This is a genomic window from Rhizobium sophoriradicis, from assembly GCF_003939025.1.
Classification (GTDB): domain Bacteria; phylum Pseudomonadota; class Alphaproteobacteria; order Rhizobiales; family Rhizobiaceae; genus Rhizobium; species Rhizobium sophoriradicis.
In genome coordinates this window covers 160,916-178,489 of sequence record NZ_RQIH01000001.1, presented here as the reverse complement: position 1 = coordinate 178,489, position 17,574 = coordinate 160,916, and the positions used below count along the sequence as shown (strand labels likewise).

The following is a 17,574-nucleotide window of genomic DNA, read 5'->3' as shown; positions in this document are numbered from 1 at the left end:
CCTGCCCTCTCCGAGCTTTACCGCGTCGTATAACCGCCGTCGATCACAAGCACTTCGCCGGTGACATAGCTTGCCGCCGGCGAGCACAGAAACAGGGCAGCGCCGGCGACCTCCTCCGGCTGCCCGACGCGCCCCATCGGCGTCATGCTGCACCAGGTCGGGAACCAGTCGGGATTGTCGATGCCGCCCCGCGACATATCGGTTTCGATATAGCCCGGCGCAATGGCGTTGACGCGGATGTTCTCGGCGGCAACTTCGCTGGCGAGGCTCTTGGTCATCATATGAACCGCCGCCTTGGACGTATTGTAGGCGACCTGGTTCTGCGGGATGTTGGAAACGATGCCTGAGATCGAGCCGATATTCAGAATGACGCCGCCGCCCTGGCGGCGCATAGGCGCGAGCGCGGCGCGGCAGGCGCGGAAGACGGCATCGACGTTGACGGTCATGATCTCGCGCCAGATGGCATCGGAAAACTCGCCGCTGTTGCCGTGAATGGCGATGCCGGCATTGTTGACGAGGACGTCGAGCCGGCCGGTCCGCGAAAGGGTTTCCGTCACGAGCTCATCGGCAGCAGGCTCCTTCACCAGATCTGCGGCGATGAACTCGAACTCGACACCGGCCCTGGAAAGCCGTTCCTCAGCGGCTTCGTTGCGCGTTCGTCCCGCGACGACGATCTTGGCGCCCGCCTCGCCGAGCGCTTCGGCGATTGCCAGCCCGATGCCGCGCGTGCCGCCGGTCACCAGCGCCACCTGTCCATTCAGGCGAAATCTGTCGAAGATCATATCCGTTTCCTTTCTGCGCTTGCCGGAGGGCTACATCTTCATCAGATGTCCGTGCTCTGCGGCAGGATGACGAGATCGCGGATCGTGACGTTGCGCGGGCGTGTCAGCATGAAGAGCACGGCCTCGGCTACTTCCTTCGGCTCCATCAGGCCGCCGGCGGCGAGCGCCTCATCCAGCTTTTCCTGCGGCCAGTCACTGAGAAGCGCAGTGACGACCGGACCGGGCGCAACGGCGCCGACGCGCAGGCCATGCTTGGCCACCTGCCTTCTGAGCGTGTGGACGAAGGCCTGAACCGCGTGTTTGGAAGCCGTGTAGATCGGCTCCCAGACGACGGGGACCAGGCCGGCGACGGAACTTGTCAGGATGATGTCTCCGGTCTTTCGCTCGACCATGTGCGGCAGAACGGCATGCACGGAGCGGAAGGCGGCGTTGATATTCAGGTTGAGCATTCGGTCCCAGGCATCGGGATCGCCGCCCAGCACCTCGCCGCCGATATAAGAGCCGGCATTGGCGTGGAAGATGTCCAACTGGCCAGCCTTCTGCAGGATTGCAGGCATCATCTGCGCCACGCTTTCGGGGTTCAAGAGGTCGACCACCAGCGGAATGGCATCTGCACCGAGTGTCGAGCAGATTTCCCGCAAGCCTTCCTCGTTGCGATCGATCAGCACGACCCGGGCGCCGGAGCCAAGCATCGCTTTGGCGCATTCCAGGCCGATACCTGACGCTGCCCCGGTGACGGCCGCGACTTTTCCAGACAGATCCTGTCCCATTTGCTTCCTCTGCTTTCCTGGTTGTTTAGGCTCGACCGTGCGAAATGCGCGATCGGCGTGCCAGAGAGTCGACGATGACGGCGACGGCAAGAACGGCGCCGGTGATCATGTAGCGAAGCGATGACGACAGATCGAGGAGCGTCAGCCCGCTGGCGATCGACTGGATGACGATGATGCCGAGAAGGGCCGAATAGGCGCTGCCGCGCCCGCCGAACAGGCTGGTGCCACCGATCACCGCCGCAGCGATGGCGTTGAGATTGACGTCGCCGGTGCCGGCCTGCTGGCTTGCGGTTGCCAGCCGTGCCGCCGAGAGCACGCCGCCGGTTGCGGCAAGCAGGGCACAGGCGACGAAGGCGCTGGCATAGATACGCGACACATTGATGCCCGAGCGGCGGGCAGCCTCCCTGTTGCCGCCGACGGCCTGCATGGATCGTCCCCATTTCGTGCGCGTCAGCGCATAATTCATCGCGATGACGAGGCCGACGAAGAGGCCGAACATCCAGGGGACACCACGCGACTGGTTGAGATAGAAGGCCACCGCCTCCAGAGCAACGGTGATGATGACGGCGCGCAGAACAAGTCCGCCGGTCGATTTTGACGACAGGCCGGCCGCCCGCCGCCGCGCCGCGGTGCGGTAACTGGAGAAAAAGAATGCAATGCCTGCAAAGGCTACGAGCGCATAGGCGACAGGATCCGGCATGACCATGATCTGCCCGAAATTCACCAGCCACGAGCCATAGGTCAGATTGATCGAGCCGGTCGATCCGAGAACGTAGAGCTGCAGCCCGAGAACCGCGAGCAGTCCAGACAGGGTGGAGACGAAGCTCGGCATGCCGAAGCGATTGAAGAGGAAGGCGTAGAGCGAGCCGATTAAGGCGCCGACAGCCATGGCGGCGAGGATGGCGAGCACCACCGGCCAGCCCTGGTTAATCCAGAAGACACCGGTGAGCGCCGAGGCGAAGCCGCTGACGGAGCCGACGGACAGATCAATTTCTCCAACCATCAGAATGCAGACGATGCCGAGCGAGATGACACCGACCGTCGAGCAGTCGAACAGCATGTTGACGAGATTGGCGCTGGAGAGAAACACCGGATTGAGCGCCTGGAATACCGTCCAGATGATCGCCAGGCCGACGATGACCGGCAGCGAGCCGAGGTCGCCGGAGCGGATGCGGTCGATAAAGCCGCGGACCCATCCGGTGAGGCTATCGTCATGGCGTACTCGTTCATCGCGCCGGTCGAGAAGCGGAGGTGCTGCCGGTTCGTTCTGAAAGGTCTTCATCATGGCCTGCCCTCCTCGTTCTCTTGGCCTTGCGCCTTGCGGCGCATGGCGCGGCGGGAGACGGAATTGTTGGACGCGCCGGTGATCGCGCTGACCAGCGCTTCGTTGGAGGCATCAGGCATGAAGGTGCCGTTGTTGCGCCCGAGCCGAAGGACGACGATGCGGTCGGCGACGGCACGCACATCCTCCATGTTGTGGCTGATCATGATGACGCCAAGGCCGCGCTCGCGCACGCGTTCGATCAGATCGAGCACTTCGGCCGTCTGGGCGACGCCAAGTGCCGCGGTAGGCTCATCGAGCATGATCAGTTTCGGCTCGAGCAAAAGCGACCGGGCGATCGCTACGGTCTGGCGCTGCCCGCCGGAAAGCGACGCCACCGGCTCGCGCACGCTTGGGATTCGGGCCGAAAGCTCGTTCAACAGCTTCCAGGCGCGGATTTCCATGGCGACCTCATCCAGTTGGAAGGGGTTTAGCTCCTTGCCGAGAAAGATATTGGCGACCACGTCGAGATTTTCGCAAAGCGCCAGATCCTGAAACACGGTAGCGATGCCGAGATCGAGGGCAGCACTCGGGCTCGACAGGTCTGCCTTTTTGCCCTCGAACAGGATCGTGCCCGAGCTCGGCTGGTGCACGCCGGCCAGGATCTTGATGAGAGTCGATTTGCCGGCGCCATTATCGCCGACGAGCGCCACGACTTCGCCGGCATGCACGTCGAGTTCGATATCGGTGAGCGCTGAGACCGCGCCGAAGTTTTTCGATATTCCGCGCAGGCTGAGAACGGGCTGGCGGGCGCCGTCGAGTATATGAGAGGTGTCGGACATCGCCTGGCCTTTCCGAAGCGAAATAAGGCAAGCGCAACCGGCGATCCGGCCGCGCTTGCCTTGGCTTGATTACTTGGTGATGCCGAGCTTCTTGCAGCCCTCGGCATAACGGCCGGTGCACAGTTCCTCGGCGGTGTTGATCTTCTTGTCGATGATCTCGGCCTTGAGGTTTTCGGCGGTGACGACAGCTGGCACGAAGAGCTGTGCCGGCGTGTCATAAAGCGTCATTTCCGCCTTGATAGTCTCTCCTGCCAAGAGCTTCACCGCGACGTTGGCCGCGGCCGCGGCGACGATTTCGCTCGGCTTGGAGATCGTGTTGTACTGATCCCCCGATATGATCAGCTGCAGTGCGGCGATCGTCGCATCATTGCCGGTCACCGGCGGTACGGGGTCGACACCGGCTGCCTTGAAGGCGGCGATGGCGCCGCCGCCGGTCCCGTCATTGGCGGCGACGACGCCGACGATCTGTTTGCCGAAGCGGGTGATCTGGCCGGCCGCCCATTGCTGCGCATTCGCCGGCTGCCAGTTCGGCGTGTCGAATTCGGCAAGCGTCTTGTAGCCGCCGCTGGCGAGACCCTCGTGAATGCCGTCCTTGATCAGCCCGGCGGCCGCATCCGTCGGCGAACCGTTGATCTGCAGGATGCCGCCGCCGTCGGTCGGCACGTTCTTAGCCTTCAGATGCTGGACGAGCGATTCCGCGATTGCCTTGCCGATCGCCTTGTTGTCAAAGGAGACGTAGAAATCGGCCTTGCCCGTCGGGATCGGACGGTCATAGGCGATGACCTTGACACCCTGGCTCTGGGCGAGTTGGACGAGAGATGCGGCGGCTGCCGAATCCACCGGATCGAGCACGATGACCTTGGCTCCCTGGGTGATGGCCGAATTGAATTGCTGCTGCTGTTTGGCGATATCGGCATCGGCATTCTGATAGATGACCTTGCATGAGGCGCAGAGCTTTTTCATCTCCGCGACGAAGCCTGGATGATCATGCTCTTCATAACGAGTCGAGCCCTGGTCCGGCATGAGGAATGCTACCGTCGCATCCGCAACGGCGCTTTGCGCGAAGGCGGAAGTACCGCCGAGCAGGGATAGGGCAAGTGCCGCGGCGCCTGCCGCTTTTGTCGAGAATTTCATCATTTCCATCTCCTCCCATTGGAAAAATTGTGTCGTTTCGTTGTTGCGATGTTCTACTGAACGAGCCGCCTCGCCTGTCCCGGCGGTATGCAGTTTTCTAAGGACAAGCATCTGCTGTCGCGAACCGCTCATTGCGTGTTCGCGTTCAAACCAGTGTTAGTTTTTGTCTCTCCTCCTCGTCCTCCCTGTCGCCCTTTCAGCGGATGGTTGCTTCTATTACCTGGAACCGTGCTCGTCCGGCGCCCTTATGCCGCCTTGACCACGTTGATATTGTCGCCCAGCAATCGTCGGAAGCGGGAGGGCGTCATGCCCTTTTCCGCGAGGAACTGGCGGTTGAAATTGGATAGATTGTTGAATCCGACCTCGAAGCAGATATCGGTGATCGATGCGTGATCGTCGCTCATCAGGATCTGACAGGCGAGATTGATGCGCAGGCGTTTCACATATTGCACCAGCGACATGCCGGTGTGGCGGCGGAAGGCGCGCGAAAAGGCGCCGGTGGATTGTTCGGCAATGCCGGCAAGATCGGCTTCGTCGAAGGATTTCGTCAGGTTCTCCCTGATATAGGCGAGTGCCTTGTTGATGCCGGCCGACATGTAACCGGACGGATCGGGCAGATAGCTTGGGCTGGCGAGAAGCTGGGCATCCTGCGCCCGGCTGAGCAGGCCGACGATCATCATGAAAAGCTCGATGCGGCGCACGCCGTGGGCCTGCTGCACCTCGTTCATCAGCGGCGCGACCTGCCGGCTGGTCTCGGCGCCGAAGAGCACCCCACGGCGGGAGGCTTCCAGCACCGGCTCGAAGGGGCCGAGCTCGGCCAGCACCTTCATCGTGTCGCTGATGAAATTTTCGCTGAACTGGATGAGCTGGCATCGGAGCGGAATGCTCGATCCCTTGGGGACGTCGCTGATCCAGTTATGGGGAAGATTGGGGCCGGCAAGCACGAGATTGCCCGGTTCGAACTCTCCGATGAAATCGCCCACGAAATAGCGCCCGGTTGTCGCCACGACGAGATGCAGCTCATATTCCGGATGGAAATGCCAGCGAACCGTATGATAGGGATAGCCGTGAGCCTTCGTAGCGAAAGATTCGCCCGGCCTGATCTGAACGACTTCCAAGTCAGGTTCCATCGGTTCCTCCTCCGAGGACGGGTTCCAAGCCCACCCGCCAAATTCCCTTTTTGGCTTTATCATTATTGAGCGGAGTGTAGTGGTCTCGTTTCGCCCTTGCCACCACGATTCGCGGTCAAAACCGATACTTTTTTGACGATCGACGCCGCGCAGGCGGTGCAAAAGATGGCGGCAATCCGCATCGAAGATCGCCCAGACCTAACTCAGGCGGCCAGCGCGGCGATGACGTTCCTGACCAGCGCAGCCGAAGACAGCCGGCTTGTGGCGCAGCTCGGAGCGCCGATCGCCCCGACGCGTATGGAAACGCCGCCACGCGCATTGGCGATCGCAAACATCGACTCATCGGTCAGATCATCGCCGATGGTGATCGGGCAGCGGTTCCTGAACGGGTCGGACTGGAAAAACCGCTCCAACGCATCACCCTTGCTCGAGCGTGCCGGTCGCAGTTCGAACACCATCTTGCCGAGCTGCAGCGCCCAGTTCGGCCCTGCGAGCTCGGCATAATGATGCATGCGCTCTTCGAGCACTTTTTCATATTCGGGCGCGAGGCGGTAATGGGCGGCAACAGCCGCGCCCTTGTCCTCGATCAGCACACCCGGATAGTGCTCGGCTTCCGCGGTCAGCGCATGCTTCAGCGCCTGAAACTCGGGTGACGCCTCGAGCGTATGCATCCCGGCGGCACTCCTGATCTCGGCGCCGTGCAGGCCCGCAGTCGGAAATGCAAAGGGTTTAAACAGGGCATCCGCATAGGCAAGCGATCGTCCGGTCACCAGCGCCAGGGCGCCGCCGAGCTTGTTCGACAGACGATGAAGTTGCCCGGGAAGGGCCTCCGGGACCTCGATCGCGTCCGGCGTGGGCGCAAGGTTGAGCAGCGTCCCGTCGATATCGAGAAACATTGCCCAGTGCTCCGGCTCATCCAAAACCAATGAAAGCATTTCCTGTGTGGCGTCGTCGTCCTGCACGGTCTTCTCCTAACTCTGCAATCATTGAAGCTAGGTCGCCGACCGGCCGCGACAAGATGACTTGGCAGTCGGGAACATCCCAAGGCAAGTCAGCGTTTTATCTGGCCGCCCGTTCGAAGCACTCTCGTCGTAAAAGGTAGTTTGATGGCCAAAAGCAGTTCCAAGCATAGCGAGGAGGTCAATGCTCCGTTGGCGCATGGTGCGACCGTTCTGCCGCTGGTGACTATCGACGACTACAACAACGAACTGCGTGACAGGAACGGCTTCGTTGGCGACAACGCCAACAAGAAGACCTTTCAGCAGAAGCTCGACGATTGGAGAAAACATGTCCGCAAATTCGGAGACGACCCGATCGGCGAGGTTGCAACAGCGAAGCTCTCCAAGAAAAAGATCGAGGCTCTGCTGAAGGGAGACGACATGGAGGCCGCCGCACTGATCATGGGCGCCATGGAAGATTTCGCGCAGGACTTTGCCGAGGTGATCAGGAAGTTCCTAAAGGACGAGCGTTGGTCCAAGACCGAACGCATCGTCGTCGGCGGCGGTTTCCGGCAAAGCCGCTTCGGGGAGCTGACGATCGCCAGGACCATGGTTATCCTCAAGGCAGCCGGCATAAATATCGAGGTCGTACCGATTGTCCATCATCCCGATGAAGCAGGGTTGATCGGCTCCGTCCATCTCATGCCGCCCTGGATGTTCAAGGGATATGAGGCAATTTTGGCCGTCGATATTGGCGGCACAAACGTCCGCGCCGGGATCGTCAAGTTCGGAAAGGAAAAGACACAGGATTTCGCTGACGCAAGCGTTTGGGAATCGACGATCTGGCGTCATGCCGATGACGAGCCGAGCCGTAGCGCAACAATGGAGAAGCTGGCGGCGATGTTGGAGGACTTGATCGAAAAAGCTCGAAAGAGCGATCTAAAACTTGCTCCGATTATAGGGATCGCCTGTCCTGGCATTATCAAGATCGATGGTTCCATCGAACGCGGCGGGCAGAATCTGCCAGGCGGCAATTGGGAAAGCGACAGCTTCAACCTCCCCGCCGCGCTGATGAAGGCCATTCCGGAGATCGGCGATCACAGCACATTCGTGATGATGCACAACGACGCCGTCGTGCAGGGCTTGTCGCAGATAGCCTTCATGAACGATGTGTCGAAGTGGGCGGTGCTGACAATTGGCACGGGTTTGGGCAACGCTCATTTCACCAACCGCGAAGGAATGAAGACGCGATAGCTGTAAACCCGGAGCCTGACGATGCTGCTCCGCCCGGGGACGCGGGAGCGACCCCGATCTGAGGTAAAGGCCGGCCGCGGAGCATTATGGTAAATAGCCGGTAAACAAGAAGGAATTCCACAAACGGAAGCGAACTGGGCGGTGAATTCCGCTAGGAGTGATTGGCCATTTTGCGGAACTTGGAGTGAGGAGACCGGATCAATAAGGCTAGTGGCGGCTCTGCGAGACCAGAGTCATATCATACCCGCCGAACCGTGATTCGCCTAGCACGGCAATTTTATTCGTCGCCGCTGATTTGATCGTGACCGCTGGAAGGTCGGCTTGAGTGCAATTGCTGGGCATGTTCCCTGGACGGCCATCGACCGGATCTCTGGGCGGCGAACGCCGACCTCTGAAGGCCAGGTGCGCTTAAAGCAGGGCGTAGCCCAAAACTGCTCACAATTCTTCAGCACCATGCCCTCGCATTCCTCCGTTTAGATCTGGGAGAAATGGCGGAGCGCCTCCTCGCCGTGGTATGCAGCAGCACGCTCTTGTGGACCTTCGGCCGAAATCTCCGGAGTTTGTTGATAGCAGCGTCTGGAGCGATGCGACGCTTTGCATATGGGGCCAGCGCTGCGAGGCTTTGATCTCGGTAAACAGAAACGATCCGAGGCCCGGAATCGGATCGTATGCCGCATTTGGGGGATGGAAAGATGGAGGCCCCTCCCCTCTCCTGCTTAGCGTAGGAAAAGATGGTGATAACGCCGACGGGTTATTTCCGGCGGTTTGAAAATGCGCTTATCTTTGCGGCTTCAAGCCTTGTGCAGACGAAAGATTGGATAATGAACTTCAAGGGAATAAGCGCTCCGCTCAACGCTGGTCGTCTCGAGCAGATGCTCGGGCTTGCCCCGTCACGCCGCGATCCTGAAAGCCAGGACGCAAATAACAAGTCTTCCGGCAATGAAGCCATTCGCCAGCTGGAGGCCGAAAACCTCTATCGTTCGTCTGCCTATAAATAATACGGATTACCTGATCCGGTCTGCGCTCCGTTACGAGATTCGGTCGTTGTAGGGCGGGGACGCCGACTCGCATGAAAATCCATCGGCCTTTTAGGCTCGCTTCGGCGGATGTAGACCTGACCGCTATTGTCAGCTGACAACAAAGCTAAGATTCCGGAATTCCACATGATTTCTTCTGTAATTCCGGTTTGTTCTCTCTTCGCCAACCAAGAAATCGCTTGACGGAACCGCCAGACTCACGATCATTTGCGCAAAATTACCCGATTTATCAGGATTTGCGTGAATGCCGACCAAGGCCGCGATTGTTGAAAAAGCCAAAAGAGCGAGTCAGGTCTCGATCGATGAGACCATTGCACAAGACTCGATGATGCTCAGCAGCCAGCTGCAAGTGCTGTTCGAGCGGCTGTTTTCGCCCCATGCCCGAAAGTCGCTGCGGCGGTTCAGCAGCACCGAGGCAGCCAAACTGCTCGGCGTCACCGACAGCTATGTTCGCCACCTCGCCGCCCAGGTGGAGAGCATCAATCCCGAAAAAACAGCGACCGGCCGCCGGGTGTTCTCGCTCGAGGAAATCCATGCGATGCGCCAGCATCTCGGGCGCACCAAACCATCCTACCTGCCGATGCGCCGACCGGGCGATCATCTGCAGGTGATCGCAGTTACCAATTTCAAGGGTGGCTCCGGCAAGACGACGACATCCATCCATCTGGCGCAGTTCCTGGCGCTTCGCGGCTACCGCGTCCTGGCCGTCGACCTCGACCCGCAGGCATCGATGTCTGCCATGCTCGGATATCAGCCGGAGTTCGATGTCGGCGAAAACGAGACGCTTTACGGCGCCATCAAGTATGACGAGACACGCCGCGACGTCGCTGACATTGTCCGCCAAACCTATTTCCCCGGTCTCGACCTGATCCCTGGCAATCTAGAACTGCACGAGTTCGAACACGATACTCCAAGGGCGCTGGCCGATACCAACCGCGACGACAAGGACATGTTCTTCATGCGGGTCGGCAATGCGCTGCATTCGTTGGAGCAGAGCTACGACGTCGTCATCATCGATTGCCCACCTACCCTCGGCTTCCTGACGCTGTCGGCTCTCTGCGCCGCCACCTCCGTGCTCATCACCGTTCATCCGCAGATGCTCGACGTAGCCTCGATGAACCAGTTCCTGACGATGACCTCCGACCTTCTGTCCGTGGTCAAGCAGGCTGGCGGCAATCTCGATTATGACTGGATGCGCTATCTGGTCACCCGTTATGAGGCCAATGATGGACCGCAGGCGCAGATCGTCGCCTTCCTGCGCAGCCTGTTCGGCGAGCGTGTACTTACCTCGATGATGGTCAAGTCAACGGCGGTTTCAGATGCGGGCCTGTCCAAGCAGACGATCTACGAGGCGGGACGCGAGACGATGCATCGCCAGACCTATGACCGCGGCGTCGAGTCTGTCGACAATGTCAATGCCGAGGTCGAGCAACTCATTCGAAGTGCATGGAGCAGGACATGAGCCCAAAAGGTCGCGATATCCTGAAAAGCATGGTTGGCGCCGTGGAGCCGGCGCGCCCGGAGGCGCCAAGCGCGCCGCCGCCGCATCGGCCCTCCGGCGCGGTCAAGGCGATGAACCTGTCGCTCGGGAGGCTAGGTGAGGAAGCGGCGGCTGCCAAGGCGCTGCGGGAATCGCTGGCCTCCGGCGACAAGGTGCTGGAGATCGATCCGGCTGCCGTCGAGATGTCCTTTATTCGCGACCGCATTCCGGTCGATGAAGATCCCGAATTCGAGCGGTTGAAGCAATCGATCCAGGGAAGCGGGCAGCAGGTTCCGATTCTGGTGCGCCCGGATCCAGTCAAGGCTGGGCATTACCAGGCAGCCTATGGTCATAGGCGCCTGCGCGCAGCCGCGGAGATCGGAATTCCTGTTAAGGCCGTGGTGCGCAAGCTCACGGATGAAGAACTGATCCTCGCACAGGGCCAGGAAAACGGTCCCCGTGTCGATCTGAGCTTCATCGAACGGGCGCTGTTTGCGCGCCGTATGGACGAACACGGCTTCAACCGCGATATGATTGCTAAGGCACTGGCGACGGACAAGCCTGAAACGTCGAGGCTCCTGCAAGTAGCGCAGACGATTGACCCCGAGATCATTCTGGCCATCGGCCCGGCTCCCAAGGTCGGGCGTCCGCGCTGGTTGGCCTTTGCTGAGAAATACAGGGAAGCCGGCGGACAGAAAAAGGCACAGGCCGCGATCCATACCGCTGGATTCGATGCACGGGAGACCAACAGCCGTTTCGACATCATCTGGAAGGCACTTGAGGAAAAAAGCGCGCCACAGCGGAGCGAGCAGACGCTTCGTACCCAAGGCGGCGCGCAGCTGGCTTCAGTAACCCGCTCCGGAAAAACCTTTCGCATCACCGCCAAATCGGCGGCGTTTTCAGAATTCCTCGCTCGGCGGTTGGCAGGCCTCGCCACCGAGTTCGAAGAGGAAAATGAGGGAAAATGAGGCAGTTAAGCCGATTGTCAGCTGACAATTCGGATTAGGAGATAACGCGCAAAAGAAAAAAGCCCCCGAACGTCACCGTCACGGAAGCTTTCCTCGTAGTCCTGAACACCTCCGAGAATCGCACTTCCGAGAATCGCTGTCAAGAGTTTTTGGCGCCGTTTTGGTGAGCGGATTTCTTTTGCCTCGTCGAGGTGGAAGAGATGGAAACCGGAAGTATAACGACGCCGTTCGGGCGGCGGTCGATGACGCTTGGCATGCTCGCCAGCCAGGTGATGGCAGGTGAAATCAGGCCGGATCAATCGGTCGACAAATGGAAGCTTTTTCGTGCGCTGTGCGAAGCAAAGCCGCTGCTTGGCATCAGCGATCGCGCACTGGCCGTGCTCAATGCGCTCTTAAGCTTTTATCCCAAGAACGAGCTGACCCAGGAAAACGGGTTGGTCGTATTCCCATCGAATGTTCAGCTTTCGCTCAGAACGCACGGCATGGCCGAGCAGACCGTGCGGCGCCATCTTGCCGCACTCGTCGAGGCGGGCCTTCTGCTGCGCAAGGACAGTCCCAACGGCAAGCGTTATTCCCGCCGGGACAGGGCGGGGGAGGTCAACGACGCCTTCGGCTTCTCGCTGGCGCCGCTGCTTGCCCGCGCCGAGGAGATCGAACAGCTGGCCGCCGAGGTGATGGCCGAGAGACTGCACGTCCAGCGCCTGCGCGAATGCATCACGCTTTGCCGCCGCGATATCGCCAAGCTGATTGAAGCCGCCGTCGAAGAGGAGGTTCAGGGAGATTGGCAGGTCCTTCATCAGGAGTTTCGGGCTCTGATCGAAGGCCTGCCGCGATCGCCGACGACGGCACAGCTCGAACAATTACTGGATGCATTGACGGCGATCAGGGCGGATATTCTTAACCGGCTGGAAAATCGAGTTAAATCGACAAAACAGCGCGGCAATGCCGATTATATCGAGCGTCACATACATAATTCAAACCCCGAATCCATCTCTGAACTTGAACCAAGCTTCGACACGAAGCAGGGCGCGATGCCGGAGCAAGACAATGGGCGAGGGGCCGTGACGCTGGAAGAGGGGAGGGCTGCGATTGCACATCCGGGCAGGCAGGAGGAGAGGCAAGGTCGACGACCGGGGACGCGCGATGATGCCGGCGGGCTGAAATCCTTCCCGCTCGGCCTGGTTCTGCAGGCCTGCCCTGAAATCCTTGCTTACGGTCCGGACGGCGAAGTCCGCAACTGGCGTGACTTGATGACCGCGGCTGTGACCGTGCGATCGATGCTCGGGGTCAGTCCGTCAGCCTACGAGGAGGCTGCTAACGCAATGGGACCGGAAAATGCCGCGACGGTGATGGCATGCATCCTGGAGCGCGGCGGCCATATCAATTCGGCCGGTGGCTACCTCCGCGACCTGACGCGGCGAAGTGAAAAGGGAGAGTTCGCGATCGGCCCGATGCTCATGGCGCTCCTGCGGGCAAATGCGGTGGCCGGCCGAAGGCGGGATAGTTTTCGGCGTTCGTCCGGGTCATCCATGCTCGGATAAGCGTCGGCGGCGATGCCGAAGGAGAGGGGGATATGCCGAATGTTAGGATGAGCCTTCGTTCCAGGAAGGTCTGCATGTCGCGACGTCCGTCCGCCACGCAGTAGACGACGACCTCGGTGCCGATGATACGGTAGATCATACGCCAGGGCTTGTGGTGCAGTTCGCGGTATTCGGTGGGGCAGATAGTGGTGAGCTCTTTCGGAATATTTCTTGATTCATCGACGTCGGCAGGCGCTTTCGATTTCGCTCAGGATGCGCTCTGCCGTCTCGGCGCCGTCGCGGGCTGCATGAGGCGATAAAGATCCTCGACGGCGCGTTCCGCGTCCTCGGCGAGAGAACTCGATAACGCATCAGGACTGGTTGGCGGCCAGACGTTTGCGGATGCGGGCGAAGGATTCCGATGCAGGGCGCAGCTTGCCTTCCTCGACCTGTCGATTGGTGAGCGCCAGCACCTTCAGCAGCGCCAGCGTCTCCTGCGTTTCTTCATATTGGGCGACATCCTGAGGGATCGCTTTGGCCTCGCCGTGAAAGGTAATGACGACGGGCTGCGGATTGTCCTTCGGCGTTCGGATAATCTCTGACGCATGCGCCTTGAGATAGCTGATCAGTTTGACCTGTCCTGACAGCTTCATTGCGACTACTCCATTTTGACCAGGATTTAGGTCATTGAACGGTCGATTGGAAGATCACGAGAATGGCGGAGCGCATTCCCGAATTCGAATTTCCGTCTCGGCTACGGCTGCTTTTTTCCTCCCAATGTCCTCGAAAGAGAATGTGATTTCTTATAATCATAATTGTCTACTGATTTTATAGAATACATATTGCAACTAGTGAGTGGATCGTGGCGTTATGACCTACCTCCTCAGCCTTCTCGACAAAAGCCCGATCGAACAGGGCCTCACCGGAGCGGATGCGCTGCGGGCGACGGTCAAGATTGCCGCCCGGGCCGAGGAACTCGGATATCACCGTTTCTGGGTCGCCGAACATCACAACATGTCCAACCTGGCGAGTTCCGCGCCGGAAGCGCTGATAGCCTATCTTCTCGCGAAAACATCGAGGATCCGGGTTGGCTCCGGCGGCGTGATGCTGCAGCACTACAGCGCCTATAAGGTTGCTGAGACCTTCAATCTCCTGGCATCGCTTGCGCCTGGCCGCGTCGATCTCGGCGTCGGCAAGGCACCCGGCGGCTTTCCGCTGTCGACGCGCGCCTTGCAGCTTGCCGTCGATCCGTCCAGGAAGCCGGATTTTGCGAGCCAGCTTTCCGATCTCAACACCTATCTCGCGGCCGACCCCAGTTACCAAGGCGCGCAGGCTACTCCTTTCCCGCCGACGGCTCCGGAGCGTTTCCTGCTCGGGGCCAGCGTCGAGAGCGCCAAACTCGCGGCCGAGAAGGGCTGGGAACTGGTCTTTGCCGGTCACCTGAACGGTGATCCTGACAATCTGCGCAGTACCTTCGAGGCCTACGAGCGGGCATCCGGCGGCAAACGACCCATCCTGGCGCTCGCAGCCTTTGCCGCCGAAAGCGCGGATTATGCCCGCGAGCGTGTCGGCAAGCTGGGCATCGTCAAAGTGTTCCTGCCGAACGGTCAGACCGTCAATGTCGGCAGCGCGGAGCAGGCTGCCGAATTTGCCCGCCAGGCCGGCGTCACCGATTACCGCATCGAGGAGAAGGTGCCGAGCGTCCTGCACGGCACGGCACAGCAGATCCGCAAGGAACTGGACGAGCTGCATCGCCGCTACGGCGTCAAGGAATTCGTGCTCGACACGCCGGCGCTTTCAACCGCCGACCGCCTTGCCTCCATCGAGCTGCTCGCCGCCGAGCGGCTTTCCCTCGTCGCCTGACCCTTTCCAAGGAGGATCGATCCCATGGCTCAGAAACACGTCACGTTCGGCATCATGCTGCAGGGTCCCGGCGGCCATATGAATGCCTGGAAACATCCAAGCGGACCGGCCGATGCCAGCGTCAATTTCGACTTCTTCGTGAGGAAGGCACGCAAGGCTGAGGCGGCCGGCATCGCTTTCGCCTTCGTCGCCGACGGGCTTTACATCAACGAGCAGTCGATCCCGCATTTCCTCAACCGGTTCGAGCCGATCGCCATTCTCTCGGCGCTGGCCGCTTCCACCTCGAAGATCGGCCTCGTTGGCACGGTCTCGACTTCCTACAGCGATCCCTTCACCATTGCCCGCCAGTTTGCCTCGATCGATCTCATCAGCGGCGGCAGGGCAGGGTGGAATGCGGTGACCTCGCCGCTCGAGGGTTCTGGCAGGAATTACAGCCGTGAACATCCCGAGCACGAGCTCCGCTACGAGATCGCCGAGGATTATATCGACGCGCTAAAGGGTCTATGGGATTCCTGGGACGATGATGCTTTCGTGCGCAATCGCGAGACCGGCGTCTTTGTCGACAAGGCGAAGATGCATCGCCTCAACCATAAGGGCCGGTTCTTCCGCATCGAAGGACCGCTCAATATTGGCCGCTCGAAGCAGGGCCAGCCCGTCGTCTTCCAGGCGGGCGCTTCGGATTCCGGCATCAGGCTTGCCGGCAAGCATGCCGATGCCGTCTTCACCAATGGCGGGCCGTTCGAAGAGGCGCGAGGCTTCTATCGTCAGCTCAAGGATAGCGTCATCGCGCATGGACGGCCCGCGGCCGAAGTCGGCGTCTATCCCGGCATTGGCCCCATCGTCGGCAGGACAGCCGAGGAGGCGGAAGCCAAGTATCAGGCGATCCGCGATCTCGTCACGATCGAGGAGGCGCTTCTCTATCTCGGCCGGTTCTTCGATCATCACGATTTCAGCGTCTACCCGCTCGATGAAGCGTTCCCCGAGCTCGGTGATATCGGCAGGAACAATTTCCGCGCCACCACCGACCGGATCAAACGAACAGCGCGGGAGAAGGGCCTGACGCTCCGCCAGGTCGCGCTGGATTCGGCGACACCGCGCACCGCCTTCATCGGCACGGGGGAGCATATCGCCGATGAGATCATCCGTTGGGTGGATTATGGCGCCGCCGACGGCTTCATTCTCGGCTTCCCCGTCATCGCCGAAGGCTTCGACGACTTCGCCGAGCACGTCCTGCCGATCCTGACTGCGCGCGGCTATTTCGATCCGGTTCTGAAGGGCGAGACGCTGCGCGATCATCTGGGCCTGCCCTTCCGGGAAAGCCGGTATGCGGCCGGCGCCGATCAGCTCGAGCCCGGAAAGGCTATCGGCGCCTGAGGCGCCGAGCGAACCGCCATGGACACCATCGCTCTGAACACGCGCAGCAACGATCCGATCGAGAAGGGCATCGCCGCTTATCTCGATGAGATCATCGCGCTTCGCCACGATCTGCACCAATATCCGGAGCTTGCCTTCCAGGAGCTCAGGACCAGCAAGATTGTGGCGTCCCGCCTTTCCTCCTGGGGCTATGAGGTGGCGACGGGCATTGCCGGCACCGGCATCGTCGCCACCCTCAGACGCGGCGAAGGCCGGAAGCGGATCGGCATCCGCGCCGACATGGACGCGCTGCCGATCGAGGAGGCGAGCGACCTTGCCTATGCCAGCAGCAATCCCGGCGTCATGCATGCCTGCGGCCATGACGGGCATACGTCGATCCTGCTCGCCGCCGCCCGCTATCTCGCCGAAAGCGGCAATTTCAGCGGCACGCTCAGGCTGATCTTCCAGCCCGCCGAGGAAATCGGCGCCGGCGCCCGCAAGATGATCGCCGAGGGCCTGTTCGAGCGCTTTCCTGTCGATGCGGTCTTCGGACTGCACAACTGGCCGGGCGTGCCGGCGGGCCAGTTCGGCTTCGTCACCGGCCCGGCCATGGCGTCTGTAGACCAGGCGGTCATCAGGATCGTCGGAAAAGGCGGCCACGGCGCCGAGCCGCACCGCGCCGTCGATCCGGTGCTGGCTTCGGCCTCTTTCATCACGGCCCTGCAGAGCGTCGTCTCGCGCAATGTCGATCCGCAGGATATGGCGGTCGCCACTGTCGGCTCGATCCATGCCGGCTCCGCCTCGAATGTCATCCCCGAGAGCGTGGAGATGAAACTGACCATGCGGGCCTTCAGCGAGGAGGTTCGCCAGCTGCTGCAGGAGCGCATTCCAGCCCTTGCGCGTGCCCAGGCCGAAAGCTTCGGCGCGGCGGCGGATGTCAACTACCGGCTCGGTTTTCCGGCGCTGGTCAATCATCCCAAGGAGACGGCCTTTGCCCGCGATGTCGCCTATGACACGCTCGGCCTTGCGGCGATCGAGAAGGATTTCCGACCGCGAACCGCGAGCGAAGATTTCGCCTTCATGCTGCAGGCCAATCCAGGCAGCTACCTCTTCGTCGGCAACGGCGACAGTGCGCCTCTCCACAGCGCCCACTACGATTTCAACGACGCGATCATCGCGCCGGCCGCCCGCTACTGGGTCCGGCTCGCCGAAACATTCCTCACTGAAGACAACGGGTGACGA

Annotated in this window: 16 protein-coding genes and 1 pseudogene; 8 read left to right on the top strand and 9 right to left on the bottom strand. The window is 60.7% G+C overall.

What is annotated here, in order from left to right; translation table 11 throughout:
* Nucleotides 1-17: 17 nt before the first annotated feature.
* From EFR00_RS00900 to otsB, 7 genes are all read right to left on the bottom strand, one after another.
* Entirely contained in the window at nucleotides 18-782 is a 765-nt protein-coding gene (locus tag EFR00_RS00900) for an SDR family NAD(P)-dependent oxidoreductase (RefSeq protein ID WP_040113111.1), read from the bottom strand.
* 41 nt (nucleotides 783-823) lie between these two features.
* A complete protein-coding gene (locus tag EFR00_RS00895; protein ID WP_040113112.1) occupies nucleotides 824-1,552 on the bottom strand; it encodes an SDR family oxidoreductase in 729 nt (242 codons plus the stop codon).
* A 25-nt stretch (nucleotides 1,553-1,577) separates the two neighbouring features.
* A complete protein-coding gene (locus EFR00_RS00890; RefSeq protein WP_040113113.1) occupies nucleotides 1,578-2,837 on the bottom strand; it encodes a sugar ABC transporter permease in 1,260 nt (419 codons plus the stop codon).
* Nucleotides 2,834-3,655, bottom strand: coding sequence for an ATP-binding cassette domain-containing protein (locus EFR00_RS00885; RefSeq protein WP_077994420.1), 822 nt, complete (start codon nucleotides 3,653-3,655; stop codon nucleotides 2,834-2,836). The genes EFR00_RS00890 and EFR00_RS00885 overlap by 4 nt, the downstream gene beginning before the upstream one ends.
* A 69-nt stretch (nucleotides 3,656-3,724) precedes the next feature.
* Nucleotides 3,725-4,798, bottom strand: a complete 1,074-nt coding sequence (locus EFR00_RS00880) for an ABC transporter substrate-binding protein (protein WP_184314150.1) — start codon at nucleotides 4,796-4,798, stop codon at nucleotides 3,725-3,727.
* A 236-nt stretch (nucleotides 4,799-5,034) separates the two neighbouring features.
* Nucleotides 5,035-5,919 (bottom strand): helix-turn-helix domain-containing protein, encoded by an 885-nt coding sequence (locus EFR00_RS00875; protein ID WP_040113115.1) that lies wholly within the window; start codon nucleotides 5,917-5,919, stop codon nucleotides 5,035-5,037.
* Between the two features lie 203 nt (nucleotides 5,920-6,122).
* Entirely contained in the window at nucleotides 6,123-6,854 is a 732-nt protein-coding gene (gene otsB / locus EFR00_RS00870; protein WP_051650006.1) for a trehalose-phosphatase, read from the bottom strand.
* Between the two features lie 171 nt (nucleotides 6,855-7,025).
* Between otsB and EFR00_RS00865 the strand changes: the two genes are divergently transcribed.
* The 5 genes from EFR00_RS00865 to repC all read left to right on the top strand — a co-directional run bounded on the left by EFR00_RS00865 (nucleotide 7,026) and on the right by repC (nucleotide 13,137).
* Nucleotides 7,026-8,111 carry an ROK family protein gene (locus EFR00_RS00865; protein WP_040113117.1) on the top strand — a complete coding sequence of 362 codons (1,086 nt, stop codon included), beginning with the start codon at nucleotides 7,026-7,028 and terminating at the stop codon, nucleotides 8,109-8,111.
* Nucleotides 8,112-8,845: 734 nt separating this feature from the next.
* Nucleotides 8,846-9,109, top strand: a complete 264-nt coding sequence (locus EFR00_RS00860; RefSeq protein ID WP_125864841.1) for a hypothetical protein — start codon at nucleotides 8,846-8,848, stop codon at nucleotides 9,107-9,109.
* Between the two features lie 283 nt (nucleotides 9,110-9,392).
* Nucleotides 9,393-10,610, top strand: a complete 1,218-nt coding sequence (repA, locus tag EFR00_RS00855) for a plasmid partitioning protein RepA (RefSeq protein WP_040143221.1) — start codon at nucleotides 9,393-9,395, stop codon at nucleotides 10,608-10,610.
* Nucleotides 10,607-11,596, top strand: a complete 990-nt coding sequence (gene repB / locus EFR00_RS00850; RefSeq protein ID WP_040113119.1) for a plasmid partitioning protein RepB — start codon at nucleotides 10,607-10,609, stop codon at nucleotides 11,594-11,596. Before repA ends, repB begins: the two co-directional genes overlap by 4 nt.
* Nucleotides 11,597-11,796: 200 nt before the next feature.
* Complete coding sequence (repC, locus tag EFR00_RS00845; protein WP_077994422.1) at nucleotides 11,797-13,137, top strand: plasmid replication protein RepC; 1,341 nt, start codon at nucleotides 11,797-11,799, stop codon at nucleotides 13,135-13,137.
* A 43-nt stretch (nucleotides 13,138-13,180) separates the two neighbouring features.
* Here repC and EFR00_RS33420 read toward each other — a convergent pair.
* Together EFR00_RS33420 and EFR00_RS00835 are read right to left on the bottom strand one after the other, a co-directional pair.
* Nucleotides 13,181-13,488, bottom strand: a pseudogene (locus EFR00_RS33420) (type II toxin-antitoxin system RelE/ParE family toxin); the annotation flags it as partial.
* Complete coding sequence (locus tag EFR00_RS00835) at nucleotides 13,488-13,769, bottom strand: type II toxin-antitoxin system Phd/YefM family antitoxin (RefSeq protein WP_040142502.1); 282 nt, start codon at nucleotides 13,767-13,769, stop codon at nucleotides 13,488-13,490. The gene EFR00_RS00835 and the pseudogene EFR00_RS33420, both read right to left, overlap by 1 nt.
* 217 nt (nucleotides 13,770-13,986) lie before the next feature.
* Here EFR00_RS00835 and EFR00_RS00830 point away from each other — a divergent pair, with 217 nt between their 5' ends.
* The 3 genes from EFR00_RS00830 to EFR00_RS00820 are packed head-to-tail and all read left to right on the top strand — an operon-like array spanning nucleotide 13,987 to nucleotide 17,571.
* Nucleotides 13,987-14,979 carry an MsnO8 family LLM class oxidoreductase gene (locus tag EFR00_RS00830; RefSeq protein WP_040142504.1) on the top strand — a complete coding sequence of 331 codons (993 nt, stop codon included), beginning with the start codon at nucleotides 13,987-13,989 and terminating at the stop codon, nucleotides 14,977-14,979.
* A 24-nt stretch (nucleotides 14,980-15,003) separates the two neighbouring features.
* Nucleotides 15,004-16,353: an LLM class flavin-dependent oxidoreductase gene (locus EFR00_RS00825; RefSeq protein WP_077994424.1), complete on the top strand. Its 1,350-nt coding sequence runs from the start codon at nucleotides 15,004-15,006 to the stop codon at nucleotides 16,351-16,353.
* Nucleotides 16,354-16,371: 18 nt separating this feature from the next.
* Entirely contained in the window at nucleotides 16,372-17,571 is a 1,200-nt protein-coding gene (locus EFR00_RS00820) for a M20 aminoacylase family protein (protein WP_040112589.1), read from the top strand.
* The last annotated feature ends 3 nt before the right edge of the window (nucleotides 17,572-17,574 follow it).